23 protein-coding genes are annotated in these 24,699 nt (G+C 37.2%); 3 read left to right on the top strand and 20 right to left on the bottom strand.

Annotated elements, in window-relative coordinates:
• Positions 1-2 precede the first annotated feature (2 nt).
• Together NRE15_RS14205 and NRE15_RS14200 are read right to left on the bottom strand one after the other, a co-directional pair.
• Entirely contained in the window at positions 3-554 is a 552-nt protein-coding gene (locus NRE15_RS14205; RefSeq protein WP_313793520.1) for a hypothetical protein, read from the bottom strand.
• Between the two features lie 30 nt (positions 555-584).
• Complete coding sequence (locus NRE15_RS14200) at positions 585-1,163, bottom strand: NUDIX hydrolase (RefSeq protein WP_313793519.1); 579 nt, start codon at positions 1,161-1,163, stop codon at positions 585-587.
• A 137-nt stretch (positions 1,164-1,300) separates the two neighbouring features.
• On the opposite strand from NRE15_RS14200, the gene NRE15_RS14195 reads away from it, so the two are divergent.
• The 3 genes from NRE15_RS14195 (at position 1,301) to NRE15_RS14185 (ending at position 4,674) form a co-directional block, all read left to right on the top strand.
• Positions 1,301-2,449 (top strand): 5-bromo-4-chloroindolyl phosphate hydrolysis family protein, encoded by a 1,149-nt coding sequence (locus NRE15_RS14195; RefSeq protein ID WP_313793518.1) that lies wholly within the window; start codon positions 1,301-1,303, stop codon positions 2,447-2,449.
• Positions 2,449-3,738 carry a toxic anion resistance protein gene (locus tag NRE15_RS14190; protein WP_313793517.1) on the top strand — a complete coding sequence of 430 codons (1,290 nt, stop codon included), beginning with the start codon at positions 2,449-2,451 and terminating at the stop codon, positions 3,736-3,738. Before NRE15_RS14195 ends, NRE15_RS14190 begins: the two co-directional genes overlap by 1 nt.
• Before the next feature lie 138 nt (positions 3,739-3,876).
• Complete coding sequence (locus NRE15_RS14185) at positions 3,877-4,674, top strand: C39 family peptidase (protein WP_313793516.1); 798 nt, start codon at positions 3,877-3,879, stop codon at positions 4,672-4,674.
• Positions 4,675-4,787: 113 nt separating this feature from the next.
• Here the strand turns inward: NRE15_RS14185 and ileS are convergent, their stop codons facing one another.
• The 18 genes from ileS to mreB all read right to left on the bottom strand — a co-directional run bounded on the left by ileS (position 4,788) and on the right by mreB (position 24,683).
• Positions 4,788-7,577 (bottom strand): isoleucine--tRNA ligase, encoded by a 2,790-nt coding sequence (gene ileS, locus NRE15_RS14180; RefSeq protein WP_313793515.1) that lies wholly within the window; start codon positions 7,575-7,577, stop codon positions 4,788-4,790.
• 256 nt (positions 7,578-7,833) lie between these two features.
• Entirely contained in the window at positions 7,834-8,736 is a 903-nt protein-coding gene (locus NRE15_RS14175; protein WP_313793514.1) for a DivIVA domain-containing protein, read from the bottom strand.
• Between the two features lie 64 nt (positions 8,737-8,800).
• The gene (locus NRE15_RS14170) at positions 8,801-9,583 is read right to left on the bottom strand and encodes a YlmH family RNA-binding protein (RefSeq protein WP_313793513.1); all 783 of its coding nucleotides are present in this window, start codon (positions 9,581-9,583) and stop codon (positions 8,801-8,803) included.
• Positions 9,584-9,595: 12 nt separating this feature from the next.
• A complete protein-coding gene (locus tag NRE15_RS14165) occupies positions 9,596-9,856 on the bottom strand; it encodes a YggT family protein (protein WP_313793512.1) in 261 nt (86 codons plus the stop codon).
• Positions 9,857-9,956: 100 nt separating this feature from the next.
• On the bottom strand, positions 9,957-11,252 hold the full coding sequence (gene ftsZ / locus NRE15_RS14160) for a cell division protein FtsZ (protein WP_313793511.1): 1,296 nt from the start codon (positions 11,250-11,252) through the stop codon (positions 9,957-9,959).
• A 31-nt stretch (positions 11,253-11,283) separates the two neighbouring features.
• Positions 11,284-12,762: a cell division protein FtsA gene (gene ftsA / locus NRE15_RS14155; RefSeq protein WP_313793510.1), complete on the bottom strand. Its 1,479-nt coding sequence runs from the start codon at positions 12,760-12,762 to the stop codon at positions 11,284-11,286.
• Positions 12,763-12,907: 145 nt separating this feature from the next.
• Complete coding sequence (locus NRE15_RS14150; protein ID WP_313793509.1) at positions 12,908-14,035, bottom strand: cell division protein FtsQ/DivIB; 1,128 nt, start codon at positions 14,033-14,035, stop codon at positions 12,908-12,910.
• Between the two features lie 35 nt (positions 14,036-14,070).
• Positions 14,071-15,189 carry an undecaprenyldiphospho-muramoylpentapeptide beta-N-acetylglucosaminyltransferase gene (gene murG / locus NRE15_RS14145; protein WP_313793508.1) on the bottom strand — a complete coding sequence of 373 codons (1,119 nt, stop codon included), beginning with the start codon at positions 15,187-15,189 and terminating at the stop codon, positions 14,071-14,073.
• Positions 15,190-15,194: 5 nt separating this feature from the next.
• Positions 15,195-16,592 carry a UDP-N-acetylmuramoyl-L-alanine--D-glutamate ligase gene (gene murD, locus NRE15_RS14140; protein WP_313793507.1) on the bottom strand — a complete coding sequence of 466 codons (1,398 nt, stop codon included), beginning with the start codon at positions 16,590-16,592 and terminating at the stop codon, positions 15,195-15,197.
• A gap of 32 nt (positions 16,593-16,624) precedes the next feature.
• Positions 16,625-17,572, bottom strand: coding sequence for a phospho-N-acetylmuramoyl-pentapeptide-transferase (gene mraY, locus NRE15_RS14135; protein WP_313793506.1), 948 nt, complete (start codon positions 17,570-17,572; stop codon positions 16,625-16,627).
• Positions 17,573-17,597: 25 nt separating this feature from the next.
• On the bottom strand, positions 17,598-19,100 hold the full coding sequence (locus tag NRE15_RS14130; RefSeq protein ID WP_313793505.1) for a UDP-N-acetylmuramoyl-L-alanyl-D-glutamate--2,6-diaminopimelate ligase: 1,503 nt from the start codon (positions 19,098-19,100) through the stop codon (positions 17,598-17,600).
• Between the two features lie 14 nt (positions 19,101-19,114).
• Positions 19,115-20,827 carry a peptidoglycan D,D-transpeptidase FtsI family protein gene (locus NRE15_RS14125; protein ID WP_313793504.1) on the bottom strand — a complete coding sequence of 571 codons (1,713 nt, stop codon included), beginning with the start codon at positions 20,825-20,827 and terminating at the stop codon, positions 19,115-19,117.
• Positions 20,824-21,261, bottom strand: coding sequence for a hypothetical protein (locus NRE15_RS14120; protein ID WP_313793503.1), 438 nt, complete (start codon positions 21,259-21,261; stop codon positions 20,824-20,826). The genes NRE15_RS14125 and NRE15_RS14120 overlap by 4 nt, the downstream gene beginning before the upstream one ends.
• Positions 21,262-21,279: 18 nt before the next feature.
• Complete coding sequence (gene rsmH, locus NRE15_RS14115) at positions 21,280-22,230, bottom strand: 16S rRNA (cytosine(1402)-N(4))-methyltransferase RsmH (protein ID WP_313793502.1); 951 nt, start codon at positions 22,228-22,230, stop codon at positions 21,280-21,282.
• A 17-nt stretch (positions 22,231-22,247) separates the two neighbouring features.
• On the bottom strand, positions 22,248-22,679 hold the full coding sequence (gene mraZ / locus NRE15_RS14110; RefSeq protein ID WP_313793501.1) for a division/cell wall cluster transcriptional repressor MraZ: 432 nt from the start codon (positions 22,677-22,679) through the stop codon (positions 22,248-22,250).
• A gap of 170 nt (positions 22,680-22,849) precedes the next feature.
• Positions 22,850-23,236, bottom strand: coding sequence for a hypothetical protein (locus NRE15_RS14105; protein ID WP_313793500.1), 387 nt, complete (start codon positions 23,234-23,236; stop codon positions 22,850-22,852).
• Positions 23,237-23,372: 136 nt separating this feature from the next.
• A complete protein-coding gene (locus NRE15_RS14100) occupies positions 23,373-23,576 on the bottom strand; it encodes a DNA-directed RNA polymerase subunit beta (protein WP_313793499.1) in 204 nt (67 codons plus the stop codon).
• Between the two features lie 36 nt (positions 23,577-23,612).
• Complete coding sequence (mreB, locus tag NRE15_RS14095) at positions 23,613-24,683, bottom strand: rod shape-determining protein (RefSeq protein WP_313793498.1); 1,071 nt, start codon at positions 24,681-24,683, stop codon at positions 23,613-23,615.
• Positions 24,684-24,699: the final 16 nt, after the last annotated feature.

Here is a 24,699-nt window from a genome sequence, read left to right as displayed (position 1 = left end):
TTTCAAACTAGAAATGCTATCAATAAAACCATGATTAGCAGAATTCCAGTAATAATAATACCATTATTTAAAAAACTATCTATTTTTGCACTATATTTGCTCCGACGAGCATTAACATCGATGGTTTCGTCAGAATCACCGTAGGTGTTGTCTGCATCTTCCATAAAATCATCGGTTGACGCCTGCGCGTAAAACGCAGTTTCAGAATCGTATGCTTCATCATAAACGTCCGTTTCTACGTAATCTTCATCATTATAAGCAAATTCATCTTCAGATTCAATTTCTTCTTCATAATGACCATGATAATCACGCCTAGAAGGATAATGCCCCGCTTTTTCATCAAATTGTTGTCGATCAAATAAAGGTTGTCCATAGACTTGTGTCATATCTTGATCAGAATCATACTGTAGGTATTCTTGTTCTTGATTGAAATAATCATCATCAAAAGGTTTACTTTCATCATAATCATTTTCCGACACCAAATCATCTGAATCATATTGATCTGTTAGGTCATTACTGTTAGAAGCACGTTTTCTTGGCGTTCTCCATTTCATAATGATAGCCTCCTTTCTGAACTACTTCCACTAATCTTCACGATTCACCCAGTATTGTAAAGCAAATAAAGTCTTTAAATCGACTATTTTACCTTTCATTAACAAATTTTTAATCTCATCTTTTGAAAAGTAAAAAATCTCTATGCGTTCATCTTCATCTTGAGCGAGAGGATTGGGAGCTAGATACAAATCAGTTGCTATAAATAAAGTAATCTCCTCATTTAAATAACCAGGGGATAAATAAAAGGTCTGTAGAGCTTGCCACTTATTGGCCCGGTAGCCTGTTTCTTCTTCTAATTCCCTTTTGGCTCCAACAAGAGCTTCCTCAAAGTTTTGATCCATTCGATCTAATAATCCTGCCGGTATCTCAAATATTGCTTGGGCTACTGCCGGCCGATATTGCTTAACTAGAATAACTTTTGCTTCATTGGTTATAGCTAATACGGCTGCAGCCGGTTGATGGTGGATTAATTCTCTTTCTACAACTAAGCCTGCTTCTATTTCTAATTGATTTTTATAAACTTGAATTATTTTTCCATCAAATACTAATTCAGTCGCACGCAGTTTATCATCCTTTAAAAAACCAACTTCATCATTAGATACTTTCATTATTAAAATCCCTTCTAATCATAGTAAACTTAATGATATATCATAAAACATGAATAGAAGATAAGCCTCAAGTCCGATAATCATCAAAAAAGTCTATGCTACAATTATAGTGTAAAATAATTAAGGAGGCATTAAAAATGTACTTACATACTGATTTTTCAATTTTCGCCATTTTCATTCAACTCATTTTAATCATAGGTATACCCTTATACAATCTGACGCAAGCGAAAAAAGCGCCGAAATTTGCTTCAGTGTATGATCGTAATCGGAATTATTTTCAAAACACGGTAAAATACTATGCGATTGCTATGATTATTTCATTAGCCATTAATATTTTCTTTTCAACAGGTATATTTGATTTATTACTCGTTGCCATATTTGTTACTTTAGGTTTGTGGTGGTTAAGTCTTTTGTTTCACCAAGCGACAAAAATTACCGACCACCCAGCTATGCGTTTCTTTTATTATATAGGTATTATCTTAACCATCTTTTTTGGTATAACGATAAACCAGAACATGGGCTATATGTATTATGGACCCGATAGATTTTTCTCAGGAATCATGACCCTAGCAATTATGATCTTAATCGGAACGGCAATGAGTGTCGTATTTTCCTTATTCTTAAGTTTAATTACAGGAAATTTGTCACAAGCACACTTTACCCAAACGAAGCACCAACCAAAAGTGAAGCAAAATATTCGTGAGCATTATTATGAACAAGGCTTATCGGATCAAGACATCGATTACTTTAGAGAACAAATGGCGCCTGCTAAAGAACAAATTGAACATATTAATGAAATATTTGGTCAAACCGCCAAATTACGTGCCATTGAAGTAAGGCACAACACCAACAAAGTGTTGCAAAGTTTCTTTAAAGATATCGTTGAAGAACCCCAACGAATTGCGCAAGCCAGCACCTTTTTATATAAATATCTTCCAAGCTTAGAAGATTTAATTTTAAAATATAATGAAATCAATAGTCATGTTGCCAAAAACAAACAAACGTATATCATTTTAGATCGTAGTGCTCAAATAATTGATGAATTATGTCAACAAATTTCAGAAGAGTATGTGCTTTTCCACCAAGACACCTATAATGATTTAGATGATGAAATTAAATATGTCGAAAAAAATTTAAGACATTCACATACTTCAACCTATGAAGAATCTGACGACTTAGTAGATGACTTAATTAAGGATAATGGTTATCATAGTAATGAGGACCTTATTGATGATTTCTTCAATGAGACAGAATCAACGACACCCAACAACAAGGAGGAATACTAATGCCCGATTCGAACGATAACAGAGATTTAGATGAATTGTTGCAGCCACTAGATGACACTGAACAACCGACACCATCTTCTTTTTCATATACAGATTCTATTGAAGACTTACTATCGAATCCTTTTGATGAAGAGGTCGATGAGCACTCATTTGAATATGCCAATCAACTTAAAGAAGCAGAGGTTCAAAGTAAACGCAAAATAACTACTGAAAAATTGATTGATCGGTTGCCCGAACATCGCCAAAAACAAGCCATCGATTTAGCATCTCAAATTGACGAAACTAATATGAATGCCGTCATTGCCTATGGAGCCAATGCTCAGAAAAAATTAGGTGAATTTTCACACTCGATGCTCCACAATATTCAAATAAAAGATACGGGTGAAGTCGGCGATGTCTTAACTGATTTGATGACTCAGTTAGGTGAATCAAACCCAAAAGAATTAACGACCTCCCCTAAATTATTTAGTCGTTTGTTTGGTAAAGTGAAAGCTTCTATCACCGAAACGCAAACGAAATATCAAAAAATTGGTAGCCAAATTGATAAAGTGGCTATTCGACTTGAAAGAGAAAAAAATGATTTACTCAACGATAACTTAATGTTAGAGCAATTGTATCAAAAAAATAAAGACTATTTTGAGGCACTGAATATTTATATTGCTGCTGGTGAATTGAAGATGCAGGAATTACAAGAAAAAATTATACCTGAAGCTATCGAGAAAGCCCGTCAGAGCACGAATCAGATGGATGTTCAAACGGTTAATGACCTTAATCAGTTTCTAGATCGCTTAGATAAACGGACGCATGATTTACGTTTAACCCGTCAAATGACGATTCAACAAGCACCCCAAATACGTATGATTCAAAATACCAATCAGGCTTTAGCAGAGAAAATTCAAGTATCTGTTCATACAGCTATTCCATTGTGGGAAAATCAAATCACGATTGCCCTTTCACTCTTACGTCAACAAGAGGCGGCCGTTTCGCAACGTCAAGTATCACAAACGACCAATGATTTATTGCTTAAAAATTCTGAAATGTTGAAACAATCAGCCATCGATACAGCTCGCGAATCTGAAAGAGGCGTTATCGACTTAGAAACGTTACAAAAAACCCAAAGTAACCTTATTTCTACACTGGAAGAAACGTTACAAATTCAATCAGAAGGTCGTCGTCAACGTGCAGCTGCCGAACAAACCTTAAATGAAATGGAACTTGATTTACGCGATAAGTTAATGGTTATTTCCGATGAACAAAAAGCTTATTCACGCGAAAAACATCAACGTTAACCCTTTAATAAATATCACAATGCCTCCCAACTTGGTCCGTTTAGCCCAACAAACGGACCAAGTGCTTTTTTTAGCTATTTTTTTTATAAAATCAGTTATACTAATAGTAAGTGTTACATATTTTAAGGAGGAGATGAATTGGCAAGAAAGACCCAAGCAAAAAACCCACATCGTCGTAATCATTTGATTATTGGATTTATTCTCATTATTGTATTAATCGGGATGGGGGTTACTTTATTTTTGATGTTGCAATCACATCATCCCAACGAAGCCATGTATCGTGAAGTAGCTGAGGAAAATGAAAATTATTTACTTGAAAATCAAGCCATTATTAATCAAACAATTTATACCAATCAAGATAACCCTAAAGATTTGGGTTATATCTTTCTACCAGAAAACCCTGCTACTTATATCGATATCGCTCATATTAATCAGTATAATGTTCCCCTTCTCAATCAAAATGATCCCCAATGGGCAAATGATGCCTACGGGACAGATGGTAGTCGTACCATTTGGGAAAATGGCTGTGCGATTGTCGTTTTAGCTATGGTAGATAGCTATTTTTCAGGTTCACTGACAACTCCCAATGACATTACACGCTGGTCATCGAATAATTATTATATGGATTATCAAGGCAGTTCATGGCAACTCTATCCGGCTTTTGGCGAAGCATTCAATTATCAAGTGACTGATTACGGCAACGACTTTCAACAGGCCATCCAAGGCTTAAATGAAGGTTACTTAATTGTGACGTCGGTTGGGCCAGGCTATTTTACCTTAGGGGGGCATGTCATCCTCATCCGGGGTTATCAAGACGGCCTTGTTTATGTTAATGACCCCAATGATGATTCAACCAAAATGCATTCTATTCAAGGAATCCCTGAACAAACCATCATCCAAGATGGGCTAAACTACTGGGGTATCCGCCCATGGTAATAATCTAATTAGCAAAAAAAACAGAGTGGGTTTAAATAATAGTGTTAAGGACGGATAGTCCCACTATTATTTAAACCCACTCTGTTTTTGTAACGCCTCCCCAGAGATATTTATTAGTCTTTATCAGTCAAATATTCTGGAAAGTTTTCTTTCACAATTGTAAAGCAACGGTGGCAAAGTTCAGGTGCTTCTTCAATCGTTCCGACTTCTGGTTTCACCGCACGGCAACGTTCACAAACATGACCTTGAGCCCGTGAAACTTTCACAGCAAAATTGTCAAAAGTCATGGCATCTTCCGGTGCTTCACTGATGTCATGCATAGCAAAATGCGAAACAATCATCAACTGATCTAAGTGATCAGACAAGCCACTAATTTGTTCTTGTTTAGCTGCATCTAAATAGACTTCTACACTAGCTTCAAATGATTTCTTAATAGGATCCTCAGCCTTATTTTTAGCTTCTTCTAACGCTTTATGCACACCTTGACGGAGCTTAAAGAAATCGTCCCATTGGGCAATAAGTTCTTTATCCGCTGTTACATCCTCAAATTTAGGAACATCTTGCAATTGAACATAACCTTCTACGCCAGGTAATTCTGCCCAGGCTTCTTCCATTGTATGTAATAAAATAGGTGTCAATAAACGAATCAAACCATGTAAGACTTCATAAATCACTGTTTGCATAGCACGTCTTGAAAAACTATCTTCTGCTTCAATGTAAACAACATCTTTAGCAAAATCAAGGTAAAAGGCAGACAAATCATTGGTAATGAAATTCAATACGGATTTGTAAATATTTAAATATTTAAACTCATCATAGGCTTTATTTACCTCAGAAACAAATACACGGTATTTAGCTAAAAGATATTGATCCACTGGACGCAAATCGGCTTCAGCAATGGCGTCTTTTGCTACATCAAAGTCATTAACATTGGATAACATAAAACGAATCGTATTACGGATTTTACGGTAAGACTCCGATACTTGTTTCAAAATATCTTTTGAAACACGCACATCATTTTCATAGTCTACACTAGCAACCCATAATCGGATAATATCAGCCCCTAATTCTTGCATAACATCTTCAGGAACAATGACATTTCCGAGCGATTTACTCATTTTTTCGCCTTTACCATCCATAACGAAGCCTTGGGATAAAACCCCCCGGTAGGGTGGAATACCATTAACCGCAACCGATGTAGTAAAACTAGAGTTGAACCAACCACGATATTGGTCAGAACCTTCTAAATATAAATCGGCTGGGAAAGTTTGGTCTTCACGTTGCTCCAAGACACCAGCATAAGAAGTTCCCGAGTCAAACCAAACATCCATAATATCTAATTCTTTGGTGAATTCACCATTAGGGCTGCCTTCGTGAGTATATCCTTCAGGTAATAAATCTTTGGCATCCCATTCAAACCAAATATTCGTTCCGTGAACTTCAACTAAATCAGCCACATGGTTAATGACGTCTAAAGATAAGATAGGTTCATCGTTTTCGGCGTAGAAAATAGGTAATGGGACACCCCAAACCCGTTGTCTTGAGATAACCCAATCACCACGGTCACGAATCATGTTGTACATCCGACGTTGGCCTGATGGGTGATACCAAGTAACATCATTTTCAACTGCCTCTAACAATTCGGAACGGAAGGCTTCGATCGAGGCAAACCATTGTGGTGTTGCACGATAAATGACGGGTTGTTTTGTTCGCCAGTCATGGGGATAGGAGTGGACGATCGTGGAACGACCTAACAATTGGCCATTCTCTTCTAACATTTCCATTACGACTTTATTGCCTTTTAAATAGAACATGCCTTCAAAGCCTGGGGCTTCGTCAGTAAAATGGCCACGGTTATCAATGGGTGATAAGATAGGTAGATTATGTTCTAGCGCCATATGGTAGTCATCTTCCCCATGTCCAGGTGCCGTGTGGACTAAGCCCGTACCTGCATCTAAAGTAACATGGTCCCCTAACATTAATAAGGACGTCCGGTCATAAAATGGATGTTGTGCAAGGATACCATCAAACGATGCCCCTTTATATTCATCCACAATTGTGTAGTCTTGCCAATTACAGGCCTGGGCAACTGAAGATAATAATTCTTTAGCCACAATGAATTGGCGGTCTCCAACTTCAACCAAAACATATACAGCATCAGCACTAGCGGTTATCCCTAAGTTGGCAGGCAATGTCCAAGGTGTCGTTGTCCAGATGACAAATTCCGCTGTTTCTGGTACAACACCTTTACCGTTGCTTATTTTAAAGGCGACATAAATTGAAGGTGAAGTGATATCTTTATATTCAACTTCGGCTTCTGCCAATGATGATTCGCTTGATGGTGACCAATAGATAGGTTTTAACCCTTTATATATGTATCCCTTGTCAGCCATTTTTCCAAAAACACGCAGTTGAGCTGCTTCGTAAGAAGGTTTTAAGGTTAAATAAGGATTGTCCCATTCCCCCGTAACACCCAAGCGTTTAAATGTTACGCGTTGATTATCGACTTGTTTCAAAGCATATTGTTTACATAAATCACGAAATTCTGCGGTAGTTAAAGATTTTCGATCAATGCCTTCTTGTTTAATTAAAGCCGATTCAATTGGCAACCCATGCGTATCCCAGCCTGGAACATAGGGCGAGCGAAAACCTGACATAGATTTATAGCGGACAATAAAGTCTTTCGTAATTTTATTTAGCGCATGCCCCATATGTAATGAACCATTAGCGTACGGAGGGCCATCATGTAAGATATAAGCCGGTCTACCCACATTTTTCTTTTGGATCTGCTGATATAAATTTTCTTTTTCCCATTGTTCTTGAAAAGCAACTTCTTTTTTAGGTAAGTTGGCTCGCATATCAAAATTTGTTTTGCCAAGGTTTAATGTATCTTTCAATTTCATTTAGTAAAGACTCCTTTTAATTTAAACTCAAAAAAAGCCCCTATCATTATTATGAAAGGGACGTTTGCACGCGGTACCACCCAGATTGGTATTTATTAACAAATACCCACTTAAATAATGATAACGCAATTAGTGCGGTTTAGTTACTTTCATGTTCACTAAAACTTTTTAACGAAGGATAATTAATATATTAGGGAATGTTAAGCTCACACCAACCTTAACTCGCTAGAATATAATATATTAACCGTATTTCGTTTTAACGATCGTCTCTTGACAAATCAATTCTTATGGTTTGACCTAGAATACTTTCGCCTCTTAAATCATTTTCTGTTTCTAATTCTTGAACGGCTTTGCGATTATTCGCTTCGTTTTCTAAATCTAAATCAGCTAACAATGATTCAATGTCACTGTCTTCATCATCAACGAGTTCACTCAATTCTTCACGGCTTAAGGCCATGCTTGTGCGTGTTCTCGTCGGTCCTTCTTCCATAGGTATTTCTTCAACCAGTGTTTCTTCTGTAATTAAAGCATCCAAATCTTCTGGTGCGTCAAAATCCTCGGCATTAATGGCTGAACTTGGCGTATTATCAACCAATTCCTCATTTGAAGATTGTTCTAACTCATCTAATCGTTGAGCAACTTTTTCATTCGTCACCCGGTAATCAAGTGAGGCTTCTATTTTCTCTAAGTGAGGATTTTCTTGGAATAGACTGCTATACTTTTCGTCATTCACATGGTCTTGATAATCATTTAACATCGATTGAAGTTTATGACGATAGTCAATCGCGTATTGTCTTAATTCTTCCGTTCCCGAAATAACATCTGCCGAATGATTGTTGGCTTTTTCCATCAACCGATCCGCTTCACGCTCTGCTTCAAATAGAATTAATTCGGCTTCTTTGCGCGCATTTTGTTTCAAACGTTCAGCCGCTTCATTGGCAACCACGATTGAATTATTTAATGAGTCTTGGAGTTGATTAAAATAATCAACTTTTTCTTGAAGTGATTCTAATTTTTGTTCATATTGATTATTCTCTTTAATTAATTTTTCAAATTCAGCCACAACTAAATCTAAAAAGTCATTAACTTGCTCTTGATCAAAACCTCTAAATTTTGTATCAAACTCTTTATGTAAAATTTCATTGGGAGTCAGTGCCATTTAAACACAACCTTTCTCAAAAATACCTTCGTTTCTATTATAACATTTTTAAGCAACTTAGTTATTAAATTTCTAAGACATTTACAAGCAAACGATAATTATCTTTCTTAGTCAATCCTTCAACACTTTGGATCCAAAAACGCCCAAATTTTCTAACTGAAATAATATCTTGGACACCCACGAGGGCATCGCCGCGGTCCATTTCAACAAAGTTCACTTTGACTAAGCCAGCCGCAATCGAATCTTTAGCCCTTTGTCTTGAAAAATTGTAAACTTTAGAAATGAGTGCATCCAGTCGAAGTGAACTAGAAATAATCGTAATTGTTTGCCATGTTTCAATGGGTGTCAATAATTGATTTTTATCTATGGGCTCAAGTTTCACACCAACATTGCCAATTTTATTCACTTGTTGGATGAAAAAATCTTCCATTGTTTGATCAACGAGTATATGCCATCGTTCACCATCCGTAATTATATCACCAATACGACCTCTTTCAACGCCTGTTGATAAAAGAGTCCCTAAAATCTTCCCATGTGTAATATTCGCAAATTTTACGGGAAAATTTAAATTTAACGCTGCTACTTTAAAATCATCCGCACTTGGTTCAAAATAATTTGGATATAAACAAGCACGTTGTCTTTCAGCGTTTTCATAGCCACCATCAAAAGCCAACAATATATCCTCATTGGTATTGACGAGTTGCGTGACAATCATCGCTTCTCTTGGTGTTAAAAAATTACTAACATAAGGTGTATAACGATTTTCTACTTGTTGCATCCAACTATAAACTTGATCAATGAAGGCTGCTTCTTCTTTACGATAATGTTGATAAACAGTCTCATTCATAATAACCCCTCACTAAAATATACTAAATATCATAATTAGTCCACGTTGAACTAATTGAATTCCTAAAATGGCAAAAATAACATTGAAACTTACGCCACCAATGGGTGGAATATAGCGATCAAAGATATCTATATAAGGTTGGCTCAGCTTTGTGATGATTTGTCCAAGTTTACTTTGGCGTCCACCTGGGAACCAACTTAACAATGCATAAACCGCCAAAACTAGCTGATATAAATCTAATAGTCGTAAAAGCAGACTAAGAATCCCTTGCATGTTTTTCTCCTCTTCTCATTCTAATCTTCTTTATTCTACTACAAAATTGCAAAAAGAGGAAACACAATCTGTGTTTCCTCACAATGAAGGCTTAATTTAATTAATTACGATGACGTTTTCTAAAGAATGGGGGGGTATCCAATTCGTCTTCATCAGAGGAAGCCTCAATATTTCGTTTAGTACTTTCATCAGCTGGACGTTCAAAGGTTCTTTGAGGGACCGAATCATTGCCTCCGACAGAAACATCACGCGTGTTTTGTTCCCGTTTAATATCCCAGTCACTAAATAAATCACGTTCCGTTTCTTCGGCTTTCTTTCTTGAAGTAGGTTGTGACTGTTCATGACGACTCGTTTCATTTGAAGCTTGGTTTGTATTTGATTGATTGGTAAAGGAACTTCTTTGTTGGCGGGCTTGGGGTTTATTGCGTTCAGATTTTTCGTTTTCGATACCTGTTGCAATAACTGTTACGACCACTTCATCCCCTAAACTATCGTTAATAGACGTACCTAGAATAATATTAACATCGCTAGTTGAAGCTGCTGCAATGATTTCACTGGCATCTTGTGCTTCATATAAACTTAAATCAGCTCCACCAGAAATATTAAGTAAAATTTGCTCTGCCCCATCAATTGACACTTCAAGTAATGGCGAAGAAATAGCTTTTTTAGTCGCTTCAGCGGTACGATTTTCACCAGAAGCCACACCAATACCCATTAAGGCCATTCCTTGATCTTTCATAACCGTCTTAACGTCGGCAAAGTCCAAGTTTACATATCCTGGAGCTGTAATCAAATCAGAAATACCTTGTACCCCTTGACGTAACACATTGTCAGCTTCACTAAAAGCTTCTAACATCGGCGTCTTACGATCAACGATTTCTAATAAGCGATTATTAGAAATAACCACCAGTGTATCAACATTTTCTTTTAAATTCTTCAACCCTTCAGCAGCATAACGTCCCCGTTTTGGTCCTTCAAAGGTAAACGGACGTGTCACAACGCCAACGGTTAAAGCGCCTAAATCTTTAGCAATACGGGCAACAATCGGAGCTGCTCCCGTTCCCGTACCACCGCCCATACCGGCTGTAACGAATACTAAGTCCGCACCTTCTAACACAGCACGTATTTGTTCTTCACTTTCTTCAGCAGCTTTGACACCAATTTCAGGAAGTGAACCTGCACCTAGACCTTTCGTAACTTTAGGTCCTAATTGTATTTTTATTTCTGCTTTTGACCCTTTGAGTGCTTGTGTATCGGTATTAGCAACAATAAATTCAACCCCTTGAACTTCATCCGTAATCATTCTGTTTACGGCATTGCCACCGGCACCACCAACACCAATAACTTTGATAACTGCGCCTTCCTGATTCATATTTGCATCAAATGATAATTCCATCGATGTGTTCTCCTCCTGTTATTTACTTTAGTTAATCGAAAAATGTATTAAAAAAAGATCGAACTTTTGATGTTACGCTAGACGAATTCTCATCATTTGATGGTGAATCATTATTTGCGTTATAATCAGTTTCTTCATAATACATTGCTTCATCATAATCACTGTTTGCTTGATTTGATTGTTCTTGTTGGTAATCGTTGTATCGTTGCTCAGTTTCGCGAGCTGACGTGGTTGGTTGTTGTGGTTGTCTTTGATAACTTGAAGCTTGTGATTGACGCGGACGGGATGATTCAGGCGAACGACTCGTCGTTGCTTGTCCACTTGTTTGACGACTTGGTGAGGGTTCAATTCGACGATAAGTTCCTTGAGCAATACGATGAATTTCATCTAAGTTAGCGACATAATCAATCATTCCCATACTCGTGGTAAAGATTGGGTTACGCATTCCCATTTGTGATGGGATATAAATACGTACTTTTTCACCAAAGAACCTCTGACTCAACTCAAGTACGCCTGGTAAAGAAGCTGCTCCACCAGTTAAAACAAACCCACCTGGTAAGTCTAAAGCATCCACAGCTTGTAAATCATCATAAACATTTTCAAATATTTGGACTAAGCGTGCTTCAATAATTTCAGATAAATATTTTTCATCCACACGAACGGGATCTTTACGTCCAACCGTCTCAACTGGAAAATATTCATCTTCCGAAGTTTCAGACGAAATAGCATAGCCATACTCTCTCTTAATCCGTTCCGCACTATCCAATGAAGTATTCAAGATAAGTGAAATGTCTTTTGTGACAAAGTCACCACCTTCTTGATCAACATAGGAATATTTTAACTGGTTATCATAAATAACGGATGCGCTTGTTTGGCCGCCACCCATATCGATAATCACCGTACCAAATGTCCGTTCATCTTGTGATAAAGCTACCGATGCGATTGCTTGCGGTTGTAACACAAGTTCATTAATTCTTAGACCCGCTTTCTCCACACAACGTCTAATATTATGAATGATTGTTTTAGGACCCGTATACAATTGTGCATATAGTTCTAGTCGAACCCCAATCATTCCACGGGGATCACGTATACCGTTAAAACCATCCACAATAAATTCTTCCGGTATGATAGCAACGATTTCACGTTCAGGAGGAATTGAACGCACTTTAGCTGCAGAAATGACATTATCAACATCGCGAGCTGTTATTTCACGATTCTCACTTGAAACAGCAATCATTCCATGACATTCTTCAATCATTAATTTATTACTAGGTATGCCAACTGCTACCTCATTAATTTTCACACTTGCTTTACGTTCAGCTTGAGCAATGGCTTGTTGAATTGAATAGACTGTTTCGTCAATATCAACAATAACGCCTCGGCTAAGCCCCCGTGATTTTTCATTCCCAACACCGATGATATTGATTTGTCCGTTAATATACTCCGCTACAACCACCTTTATAGAAGTCGTACCTATATCTAAACTAACAAATATTTCTGGTTTTCTCATTCAGGAATTAGCTCCCTTCTTCGTTCAGAAAAATATAATGCGATGACTTATATCTAAATTATACTTTCCTACAATATTATCACAAACTAGGCTTTTTATGAAGAAAAAATGCAAAGTGTAATCATTTATTAATTTGCTCAATTTCTTATTGGCTATCTAGTTTTATACTATTCGCGTTTGCAGCTGTAGGGACAAAATAAGCACCTACTTCTAAATTGATGATACCTGATGTGTTTCCAATTTGATTAAGCATCTCTGGATAGTGATTCATTTTTTGAGCAAAAGTAACGATAATTGCTTTGACTAAATTACCATCTTTCATCACAACTTCAATCCCATTGGGCTTATTTGCATCAGTAGATGGCGTTATCGTTGATATCATGGCTAAAATTTCTGGTTCAATTTGTCTTAAAATTTTACTTAAATCTGTAATTTGCTGATCATCGGAAAAATTGATTAACCTTGGCAATTGATTAGCATTGATTGAAGCAAGATTAGAACCACTAGCGGCGTAAATACTTTCACCATTTTCTAAAATAAACTGTTGTGTATCTCCTTCACCCATGGTGGCTACGACATGATGCTCATTAACGACAATTTCTAATTGATCCCAATTATCACGTTTAAAAACAATACTTTCCACAACTGGAAAATTTTCAATCATGTTGGTTTCAATCGTTTGACGTCTAGAGATAACTTCATCAACCAAATCGTAATCACGAATCCCGGTTGACATAGCTAATTGATTAGCATCAACTAATTGGTTACCAGACACAACTAATTGATTCACTTTATTAAATGGCATTAATTGCCAAGCAGTAACTAACATAACTAAATAAATAATAACAACAATGGACAAAAGTTTCAATCTTCCTCTAGGTAATTGACTATTTTGACTTTCACTCTGCATTAACAAACGATATTGCAGACGATGATACCATTTCATTAAAGGTTGATTTTCATAAGGGCTCGGATAATCAGCGTAAGTATTAGTACTTCTGACAGGTCTATCAACCTTATTTTGCGTTCTGTTTGGTGAATGATCATCCCATTGATAATAATCGCTATATTGATAAATATTAGCTTGTTTACGGGGACGATGGTGGTTGAACGGCTTACTTTGTTCTCTTTGTTGTCTACGACTTACTTGCTTTGATGTTTCATCATCTATACGATAATTTCCACTATAACGATAGTCTTCTTCGTACTCAAGTAGATCCTCATCAGCTTCTTGATGATTACTGTTTTCAGAATCGATCCGATAGTTTGGCATGTCATCACCTCCAATCCACGATGAAATGTCTAAAACTACATTAAGTTTTCAATTTCCTTAATTAATAAGTCCGCTGCATTAGGCATTCCTAATTGGCGAGCTCTTTGAGCCATGTGTTCAATCTGAGATGGATTGTTAATTAACCCATCTATTTGATTATATAACTTTTCGCCCGTTAAATCTTCTTCTTTTATCATAATTGCGGCTTGATGATTGACTAAAGCTAAAGCATTTTTTTCCTGATGATTATCAGTAACATAAGGACTAGGAATTAAGATACTTGGGATTCCCAAAGCGGTTAATTCCGTTAAAGTAGTTGCTCCGCTTCGACAAACAACCAAGTCTAAAACATTTAATAATTCAGGCATATTTTCAATATAAGGGACTACTTTAATATTTTGAGTTAAATTGCTAAAGCGATGAGGTTGTTCTTTAACAAAATCATCGTAATGACTTTGGCCAGTTGCCATAATAACCTGATACTTTTTATTCTCAAACATAGGTAAAGCGGCTAAGCCCGCTTGATTGATAGCCGGTGCACCACGGCTCCCGCCGAAAATTAAAACGGTAGGTAAAGTAGGATCTAAATCATATTGATGATAAATAGCCTCTTTGTCTACTTCGATTTGGACAACTTCTTGAGCACGCGGGTTACCTGTATAGCGGATTTTCGTTGGGTATTTAGCAAAATCCTGTTCAACCTCTTTGAAACAAGTTGCGATGATATCCACATGTCGGGCTAAAAATTTATTTGTTAAGCCAGCCACGCTGTTTTGTTCATGAATAATCGTTGGTATCCCTAGATTAGAAGCTGCTAATAAGACAGGGGCACACACATAGCCACCCGTACCAATCACCACATCTGGTTTAAATTGCTCAAGAATCTTTTTCGCCCGTCGAGTACTAGTTAACATGTACCAACCAACTTTTAGGTTCTCAAGTGATAAATTCCGTTTAATGCCTTGAATTTTAATACTATCAAAAGCAATCCCCGCTTTAGGTACAATTGACGCTTCTAAACCTGTTTCGGTTCCAACATACAAGACATCTAGGTCGGGGTATTTATTTAGGAGGGCTTTAATTAAAGCAAGGGCAGGATAAATATGACCTCCTGTCCCCCCTCCAGAAACGACAATACGTTTTAACTGCGTCATCTAAATCACGCTCCTAAAGTTTCATAAGGGATTTGATTGAGAAGTTCTTCAACGGTTTCGACAAAGACATCCCCTCGTTGCTCAAAATTATCAAATTGATCCCAGCTAGCACACGCCGGTGAAAATAAAACTTTATCTCCAGCTTGAGCTGCTAGGTAGGCAGCTTTGGTAGCGGCTTTTAAATCATCAAACAGCTCAATCGTTGCGATACCGGCTTTTTCAAAACTGTCTCTCATTTTGAATTTTGTCTCTCCATATAAAAAGGCGGCTTTAACCAATTTAGCAAAAGGAATTAAATCATCAAAGGTATTCCCACGATCTAAACCACCCCCGATATATACAATCGGATTAGTGAAGCTGTTTAAGGCTGTGATTGTCGCGGTAATATTGGTTGCTTTCGAGTCATTATAGAACACACGTTCTTGGCTCGCAGCAATCGGTTGAATACGATGTGCCATACCTTGATAGGTTTTAATGGTTTTTATAATAATATCATTAGGAACCTCTTTAAGTTTGGCGACGGCTATCGCTGCGAGGATATTTTCTAAATTATGTTTACCTGGTATTTGAATATCTTCAATATCGATAATCTTTTCTGCTTGATAGTATAATGCCTTATCTTCAAGGTAGGCACCATGCTTTTTAATCGCTTCATTAATATTATCCACAGCAAAAGGCACTTTTTTAGCCACATTAGATGCAATTAAATCAACCAATATAGGTTGATTGGCATTGTACACAATCCAGTCATTATTCGTTAACTGTCTAATAATACGCATTTTAGCATCGACATAAGCCTCTTTTGTCCCATGATAATCGATGTGGGCATCGTAAATATTAGTCAGGACGGCAATCGCGGGTTTAAATTTTTCGGTCCCATTCAATTGAAAACTAGACATTTCAATCACAATATCATCTTGATACGTCGCCTTTTTAACAACATCAAGGGTAGCAATACCTATATTACCCGCTAAATAAGTTTGTTTGGGTTGATAATTATGCAAGATTTCATAGATTAAACGGGTGGTTGTCGTCTTACCGTTACTCCCAGTTATCGCAATAAAAGGCGCTTCACTAAACCAATAGGCTAACTCAACATCTGTAATAACCTGAATTTTCCGTCTTAGCGCTTCTTCGATAATTGGGATGGTATAAGGGATACCAGGGTTTTTAACGATAAATGAAAAATTTTCATCCAATAAATCGATAGGATGACTTCCTGTGACAAACGTTGCTCCTTGTTCGATAAACAAAGGAACCGACGGGTCTTGAGATAGATCCCCTCGGTCATTAACGGTAACGATTGCTCCTTGTTCTAAAAGAAATTGCGTGACACTTTTACCCGTTAAAGCATAGCCTAACACTAATACTTTTTGATTACTTAAATTGATTGTCTCTAACATGCTTGTTTCCTCTCCTAAGCATCATGGATATCTTATATAAGAAAATAAATAATGGCTGCTAAAAGTCCAACTAGCCAAAAGACTGTGACAACCTTGGTTTCTGACCACCCGCTCATTTCAAAGTGGTGATGAATCGGTGACATTTTAAAAATTCGCTTACCGCGTAATTTAAATGAAGTGACTTGTAGAATAACACTGGCTGTTTCAATAACAAAAACAATACCGATAATCAACAAACTCCATGGATGGTTAAGCAGAATTGAAATAACCGCTAATCCAGCTCCTAAAGCAAGGGAACCGACGTCACCCATAAATATTTTCGCTGGCTTCTTATTATAAAATAAAAACCCTAATAATGCACCTACAACTACTAAACAAACCATCGCAATGGTCATATTATTTTCTAAAATAGCTAAATAGAAATACGCACTATAAGCAATAATGCTTAATCCTGTTGCTAAACCATCTAAGCCATCGGTTAAATTAACCGCATTAGAAAAACCTGTAATCCAAAAGAAAGCAAAAATAGCTACCAAAACAGGATGACTGATATCAAATAAACCAAATGGAATGTAAAATGACACGTTCGTAAAAGCTCCCACAGCAATCACAACAGCTGAGAAGATTAACTGTGTGATGAATTTCTGTTTAGCCGTTAAACCCTCATTACGGTTTTTAAAAATACTAATAAAATCATCGACAAAACCAATGCCACCAAACAAAAGAAAGGTTAAGACAATCATCCACAATGAACCGTTTAACATATCAAGAAAATAAGCTGAGCCTATGGCTGTTACAATAATACTGAAAACAAATACAGCCCCTCCCATCGTCGGGGTTCCTGTTTTTATTTCATGCCAGGTCGGTCCTTCTTCACGCGTTTTTTGGCCAATTTGTCTATACTTAAAATATCCAATATAGAAAGGCATAATTGATACTGTTAACGCAAAGGCTACAGCAAAAGAAAGTACAATTTCCATAAAAATCTTTAGCTCCTTATTATTTTTAGTCTTTGTTCAACAAGTCATCAATCGTGGCTGTCACAGTCTCAGCTTCGTTATAAGGGACATTTTCATTACCAATCACTTGATAGGATTCCCCACCTTTACCTGCAAACAAAATAATATCATCCACTTTAGCTTCTTGGACAGCATGTTGAATGGCTTCTTTTCGATCTTCAATAATTGTATAAGGTTTTTCAGTGTGATTTTGAATTAACTCACGACAAATTTTAGCCACGGGTTCAAAGCGCGGATTATCCGCTGTAAATACGATATAATCAGCATATTCAAATAAAATATCCCCGATTTCGGGACGTGCTTGACTATCACGATTACCCCCGCTATGGCCAAACAAGACAATCAAGCGTTGTTTTTTCTTACGCGTTAATTCTTTAAGGACATGTTCAATGGCATCCGGCGTATGCGCAAAATCGACTATGGCAGTAAAATTTTGACCGCGATTAATCGCTTGCATGCGTCCGGAAACACCTTTAAAGGATGTCGTAGCGTTTACGACCGCCTCAGGCTCAAATTGATAAAAGGTCACCAGACAAAGGAAAGCTGCCAGATAATTAGATATATTATACTCACCAAGCATGGGCAATTGCACGGCATATTCGGTTTGATGGTAGACAAATTTAAAATCAATCGTTCCCACACCTGAATGGAATTCAGTCATATAAGCCGTTGCCTTTGAATCACTTAAACTATAGGTGACAATATTAGCGCCCGTTGCTTGGGCCATAATAGGTGAATGGTCATCATCCGCATTTAATATGGCTAAACGCGGTTTCCCATCATTGAATTTTTGACCTAATTGAGCGAATAATAAGCTTTTTGCGTATGTATAAGCTTCCATTGTTTTATGGAAATCTAAGTGTTCTCGGGTAATATTGGTGAAAATAGCACAATCAACATCCGTATACCATAAGCGTCCTAAAGCTAAGGCATGTGAAGAAGCTTCAATAATCGCATCTTTGACACCTACTTCAACCATTTCACTAAATAGTTCTTGTAGCCTTAAAGCATTCGGTGTGGTATTAACAGCAGGATAATAGGTTTGATCCACCTTATAATGGATGGTACCAATTAAACCTGTTTTATGACCTAAAACATTCAATAAATCACTAATAATCGAAGAGGTGGTTGTTTTACCATTGGTTCCCGTCACAGCTACCACATTCATTTTTGTCGTTGGTTCACCATAAAATTGATTGGCTAAAATGGCTTGTGCACGATAAGTCGAGGGAACTAAGATAAAACTAGCCTCTAGCTTTAACCAAGCATCCTCCCACTTTTCTACAATTAGTAACTGTGTGCCTTGGGCTACAACCGCTTCTATGGCTTGATGGCCATCAAAATTTTCACCTTTGATGGCGATAAAACAACTATTCGTTTGGGCTTGACGCGAATCATTGATTAAGGTATCGATGTTAGCTAATTCATCAAGCGGTTGTCCGAATAGCTGATAATCTCCTAATACTTTAATTAATTGCGTAGCTAACATACTGTTCCTGCTTTCTATTGATTGATTAATGAATATTCAACTAAGGGATGAAAAATTTGAGCTAATATTTGTGATCCATTTAAACCATAACTTTGTGAGGGTTGTTGCATCGATAAATACACCATATATTGCGGATCTTCTGCGGGATAAAAGGCAACGACCGAGTGATAAAAATCATTGGGACCGGTTAAATATCCCCCATTTTCTGCATCAGCAATTTCAGCGGTCCCTGTTTTAGCTGCAATCCGCACGTCATTATTATAAAAAGGCCGGGCTGTCCCTTCCGGATGCTCCACCGTTAAAACCATCGAGTCTAAAATATAACGGGCGGTTTCAGGACTTATCTTTTGTCCTAAAGATTGTACTTCATAGCTTGAATCATTGCGATCACCAATATGGTCCAAATACTGTATTTTAAGCATTTCACCTTCATTACCGATGGTCGTATAAGCTTGCATCAATTGCATAGGTGTGGCTGAAAACGATTGGCCAAAACCAGACATCATAATGGATACTGGATTGTCAAACTGTAAGTAACCCGACGATTCATTGGGTAAATTCGACTCCGTTGATTGACCAAAGCCAAAGTCTTCTAAAATCTCGACCCATCGTTCGAGTCCAATTCGTTGCACCAAATACACCATACCAACATTCGAAGAGTGAACGAGACCTTCTTGGAAAGTGATATCACCCCAACCGTATAAATTATAATCACGCACGGTTTGGTCATATACTTCAACCGAACCGGACTTAAACGTTTCGTTATCATCGTATAGGTCAAGCTCTTTAGCCATAGCCAAGGTTAAAATCTTAATAGTTGAACCCGGTTCATCACTTTCTTGCACAATAAAATTGCGCCATTCGGTTTCAATCCCTTCACGCGTTGATAATTGAAAGGTTGGACGCTGACTAGCTGCCAATAATTTTCCAGTATCCAACTCAACTAAATAAGCATTTAATTCCTTGGGTAAATAGCGGTTATAGACTTGATCCATTAAATCTTCTAAGTAGTTTTGTATACGACCTTCTAACGTTAAATAGATATCCTCGCCTAACAGACTATCTGAATAAATCCCCTCAGCTTCTTGTTGCGAGTAGATAGCTTCACCACTTAGACGTTCATCGTAAGCCGCTTCGATACCAATTTGACCTTCTAAAATCGTTGCTTGACTATCATTGGCTTCTAAAGATGGAATAGCATAACCGATGAGGTGGGAGGCAAAGACATCATTAATATATTGGCGATGGGTTGAACTCACTAAGATAATCCCTGGTAGATTTTCTGCTTCAATCGCTTCTTTTGTTTGAGGGCTTAAATTAATACCAGCGGTTCCAAACTCAACTTGGCTAGCCTCAAAATTCAATAAGATATCTAATATCTCATCCCGACTTAAATCGAGGTGCTTTGCTAAAGCTTCTGCCGTTTTATCAACATCTTCCACGACATTATCACTCCAACTACTTCTAAGGACGGCATAAATAGAATAAGAAGTAGCATCCAAAGCAATAGGCTGCCCACTTGAATCAAAAATGGTCCCTCTTTTCGCATTGGTAATACTACTTCTATTCTGATCGTGCGTTTGATCATAGCTAACTAAGTCTACACCATTTGATTGTTTAGCAATGGTTAATTCCCCAAAACGGATAAGCAATACAAGTAAGGTGAGGATGGCAAAAATAGCTAATAAAAGAATGTTATGATTCTCTCTCGTATTTCGTATTTTCATTGATTCCCGACATTCCTAACTCTTGATTTTTCTAATTGCATCCCTTCTTGTTCTGCAACTTGCTTTATTATATCATAATCATATTGTTCGGCAATTTCATTTATTAAAATTTTCGTTTGCAATTGAATCTCTTCTGTGTGACTTTGATAATTTTGCGTGGCATCTATAATAGGTTCCGTTTGATATTGAATCACGAGGTTTAAACATAAACACACAAACGAAACCCCAAAAACCAATGCAATCACTACTTTATCAAATGTATTTAGGAAAGCATGGCGCCTAACAGCCTTAGCTTCAACATCTTGATAACTTACTGCTGTCTCTTCAGACTCTGTAGATGGATTGACTTGTAAATTACCTTGCCAATAAATACTCTCTTGCTTATCTGATTGAACATAGTAATTAGATGATGAATTTCTGATAGGTTCTGCCATATTTTCACTCCTTTATACTTAACGAATATAACGTCTTTCAATAATTCTTAATTTAGCACTACGCGAGCGGTTATTATGTTCAAGTTCTTCTTCGCTAGCAACAATCGGCTTGCGGTTAACTAAGACATAATCCGCCTGTGCTTCATCGGGTAATACCGGTAAATTGGGCGGTAGTTCCGGTAATTGACTAACTTGTTTAAATAATTGTTTAACTAACCGATCTTCTAATGAGTGAAAAGATATAACGGCTAAGCGACCTTCAACCTTTAACAACTTCAAACTTTGCTCTAAAGCGTCCTCAATCGCACCTAATTCATCATTTACAGCAATCCGTATGGCTTGAAAGGTTCGCTTGGCGGGATGACCACCCGTGCGGCGTGTAGCAGCTGGAATGGCTGTTTTAACTATTTCGGCTAATTGTGTCGTCGTTTGAATCGGACGTTCTTCTCGCTCTTTTTCAATGGCACGAGCAATTCTTTTAGCGAATTTTTCTTCACCATAGCGATAGATAATCCGTACCAAATCTTCATACGACCAGTGATTGACGACTTCACTAGCATCTAAGACTTGACTTTGATCCATACGCATATCCAAAGGCGCTTCCTGATGATAACTGAAACCACGTTCGGCTTGATCTAATTGCGGTGATGAAACACCTAAATCATAATAAATCCCATCCACATAACGGACTTGATATTTGGTTAATTCATTTGTAATATTTCTAAAGTTACTATGAATTAAAGTAACTTGTTTGTTTTTAATAGCATCTTTTAAAATAATCTCTGCATTTTTAATAGCTTGTAAATCTTGATCAAAAGCATAAATATGACCTCTTGGTGACAATTGACTCAGTAAATACTTGGTATGCCCAGCCCCACCTAACGTACAATCCACATAAATCCCATTTGGATTAACATCTAATCCATCGATAGTTTCTTTTAACAAAACCGTTTCGTGTTCAAACTGCATGGATGGAGCCTCCTTATTTAGAATCCAAAATCAATCATTTCTTCTGCAATATCTTCAAAACTCTCTGCTGCTACAGTGGCAAATTCTTCCCATCGCTTGCTACTCCAAATTTCGATACGATCAGAAACACCAACAACGTGGCATTCTTTCTCAATATCAGCAAAATCGATGAGTGTTTGCGGCAAATTAATCCGTCCTTGTTTATCTATTTCTACTTCAGTGGCAGCTGAATAGAAGAAACGGGTAAACGAACGCGCGTCTTTTTTGGCTAGTGGTAATTGCTTTAACTTTTCCTGTAAGGCTTCCCAACTGCTCATCGGATACCCAAACAAACAGCCATCTAGACCTCGAGTAACAATAAACTGTGAGCCTAGATCAAAGCGAAACTTAGCCGGCATGATTAGTCGGCCTTTTGTGTCAATATTATGTTGATATTCTCCAATTAGCACGACAATCCCCCCTAGTCTAAGTTAAACATAGTCTACCACATCCTACCACTTTCTACCACTAAAAACCAAAAATCCATAAAAAAAAACTGCTAAAAATTTTAGCAGCTTCTAGAAAGGTTGATAGATTAATATTTAGTTGGATTTTAAAAAAGTGGGAGATTTTCCCAAACTTAAGTGAAAAGTAAATGGTAATATTCATAAAAACGAATCAAAATTAAACCTAATAAAAAAGCAGATAAAGAGGTAAAAATAATTTTGGTCACTTTAGGATAATAAGCTTGGTAAGTAAACTCATCAATCGTTCTTACATACTGGTATAAATGAACCGCAACGACGAATGTCGTCAAAAAAATCGCCAAGGGAAGGATATTTAGTTGGAAAATAATTCTTCCGAACCAATAGATAATGACTAACCAAGAAGGGATAAAAATTACGGAGTAACTGAGTGGCCAGCCAGAAAAATAGCTGAAATAATCTTTAAAAAAATATTCAATAATAACATACATTACTAGTGGGTAAAGATATAGAAGTAACTCTCCCATACTAAATGGCGTCATTCATTCACTCCTTTCAAGGGTAAGCATGGCTATAGATAGACAATACCTATTATAGCAAACAAAGGATAGGCAAATAAAGAATTGAAGCCAATCATTCACTTCAATTCTTCATGATGCCTACCCTACAGCTTGAATATTATATTTCAATAAACTCAAAGATATGCCGCCAAGTATCTTGATTCAGCACTTCCCAAAAATTACCATCGCCAATAACCGAATAACCAATGAACAAACCTATGACAAAGAACAAAGCAACGAACAATAAAAAGAGAATAATTTTCCCAATTATTTTAAGCGCATTTAAAAAGCCTGATTCTTTCAAATATTCTTCTTGTTCCATGTTAATTCTCCTGATTCATTCTTATAGGTTATGATTCTAACCCAATAAGCGTCGTTTTAGGCGTTTAAAAAATTGCCCAACCCGACTCCCTTTTGTTTTGGTGATTTGGTTGCGTTCTAACTTACCACTTAAAATTAAATCCAACATTAAGCCGGTCCCAATCGCCACACAAGTCATCGGCTGATCCGCTTTTAATACGCTAACATTCAGATAATCGGTCAAAAACGTATCAATATGATAAATTAAGGCGCCCCCACCAGTAATAATGATACCTTGTTCAATGATATCTGAAGCAATCTCAGGTGGGATATCTTCTAAAACAGTTTTAGCTAAACGAGCAATTGAGATCAAATGGTGCTCAATCGCTTCAAAAATATGATTAGAGTTGACATTAATTGAACGTGGTAATCCGGTCGCTAAATCACGACCTTTAACAACGGCATATTCTAATTCAGCCTCATCTAAGCGCATCGCTGACGATAACTTAATCTTAATTTGCTCAGCCGATCGCTCTCCAATTAATAACTGAAACTGATCTTTAAAATATTGAATAATCGTAGCATCTAGGTCATCGCCGGCTACTTTTATGGATTCACTATGTAATATATCTCCAGCCGAAAGCACTGCAATATCCGTCGTTCCTCCGCCTAAATCAATGACCATACTACCACGAGGGCTTAACAAATCAACCCCAGCCCCCACCGCAGCGATTTTGGGTTCTTCTTCAATATATATTTTGCCACCTGTTGCGCGTTCAGCCGCTTCCACCAGTGAAAGTTGTTCAATTTCACTGATGTTCGAGGGGCAACAGATTAAAATGTTTGGTTTTGAAAACCATGAGCGTGTATTTATTTTCTCTAGAAATAAGACGAGTAATACCTCAGCCAAATCAAAGTCAGCAATGACGCCCCCTTTTAAAGGGCGTACGACTTCAATGGATGCTGGTGTACGACCAATCATTTCATATGCTTCTTTACCTATAGCAATAACTTCTTGTGTCTTCCGATCGATGGCCAAGATTGATGGTTCATTTAATACAACACCATGTCCTTTTAAATGGACCAAAATGTTGGCGGTTCCTAAATCAATCCCGATATCTTTACTCATAGTCTGTCACATCTTC

It is taken from the genome of Fundicoccus culcitae (assembly GCF_024661895.1).
Lineage (GTDB): Bacteria > Bacillota > Bacilli > Lactobacillales > Aerococcaceae > Fundicoccus_A > Fundicoccus_A culcitae.
This window is presented reverse-complemented; position numbering and strand designations above follow the sequence as displayed.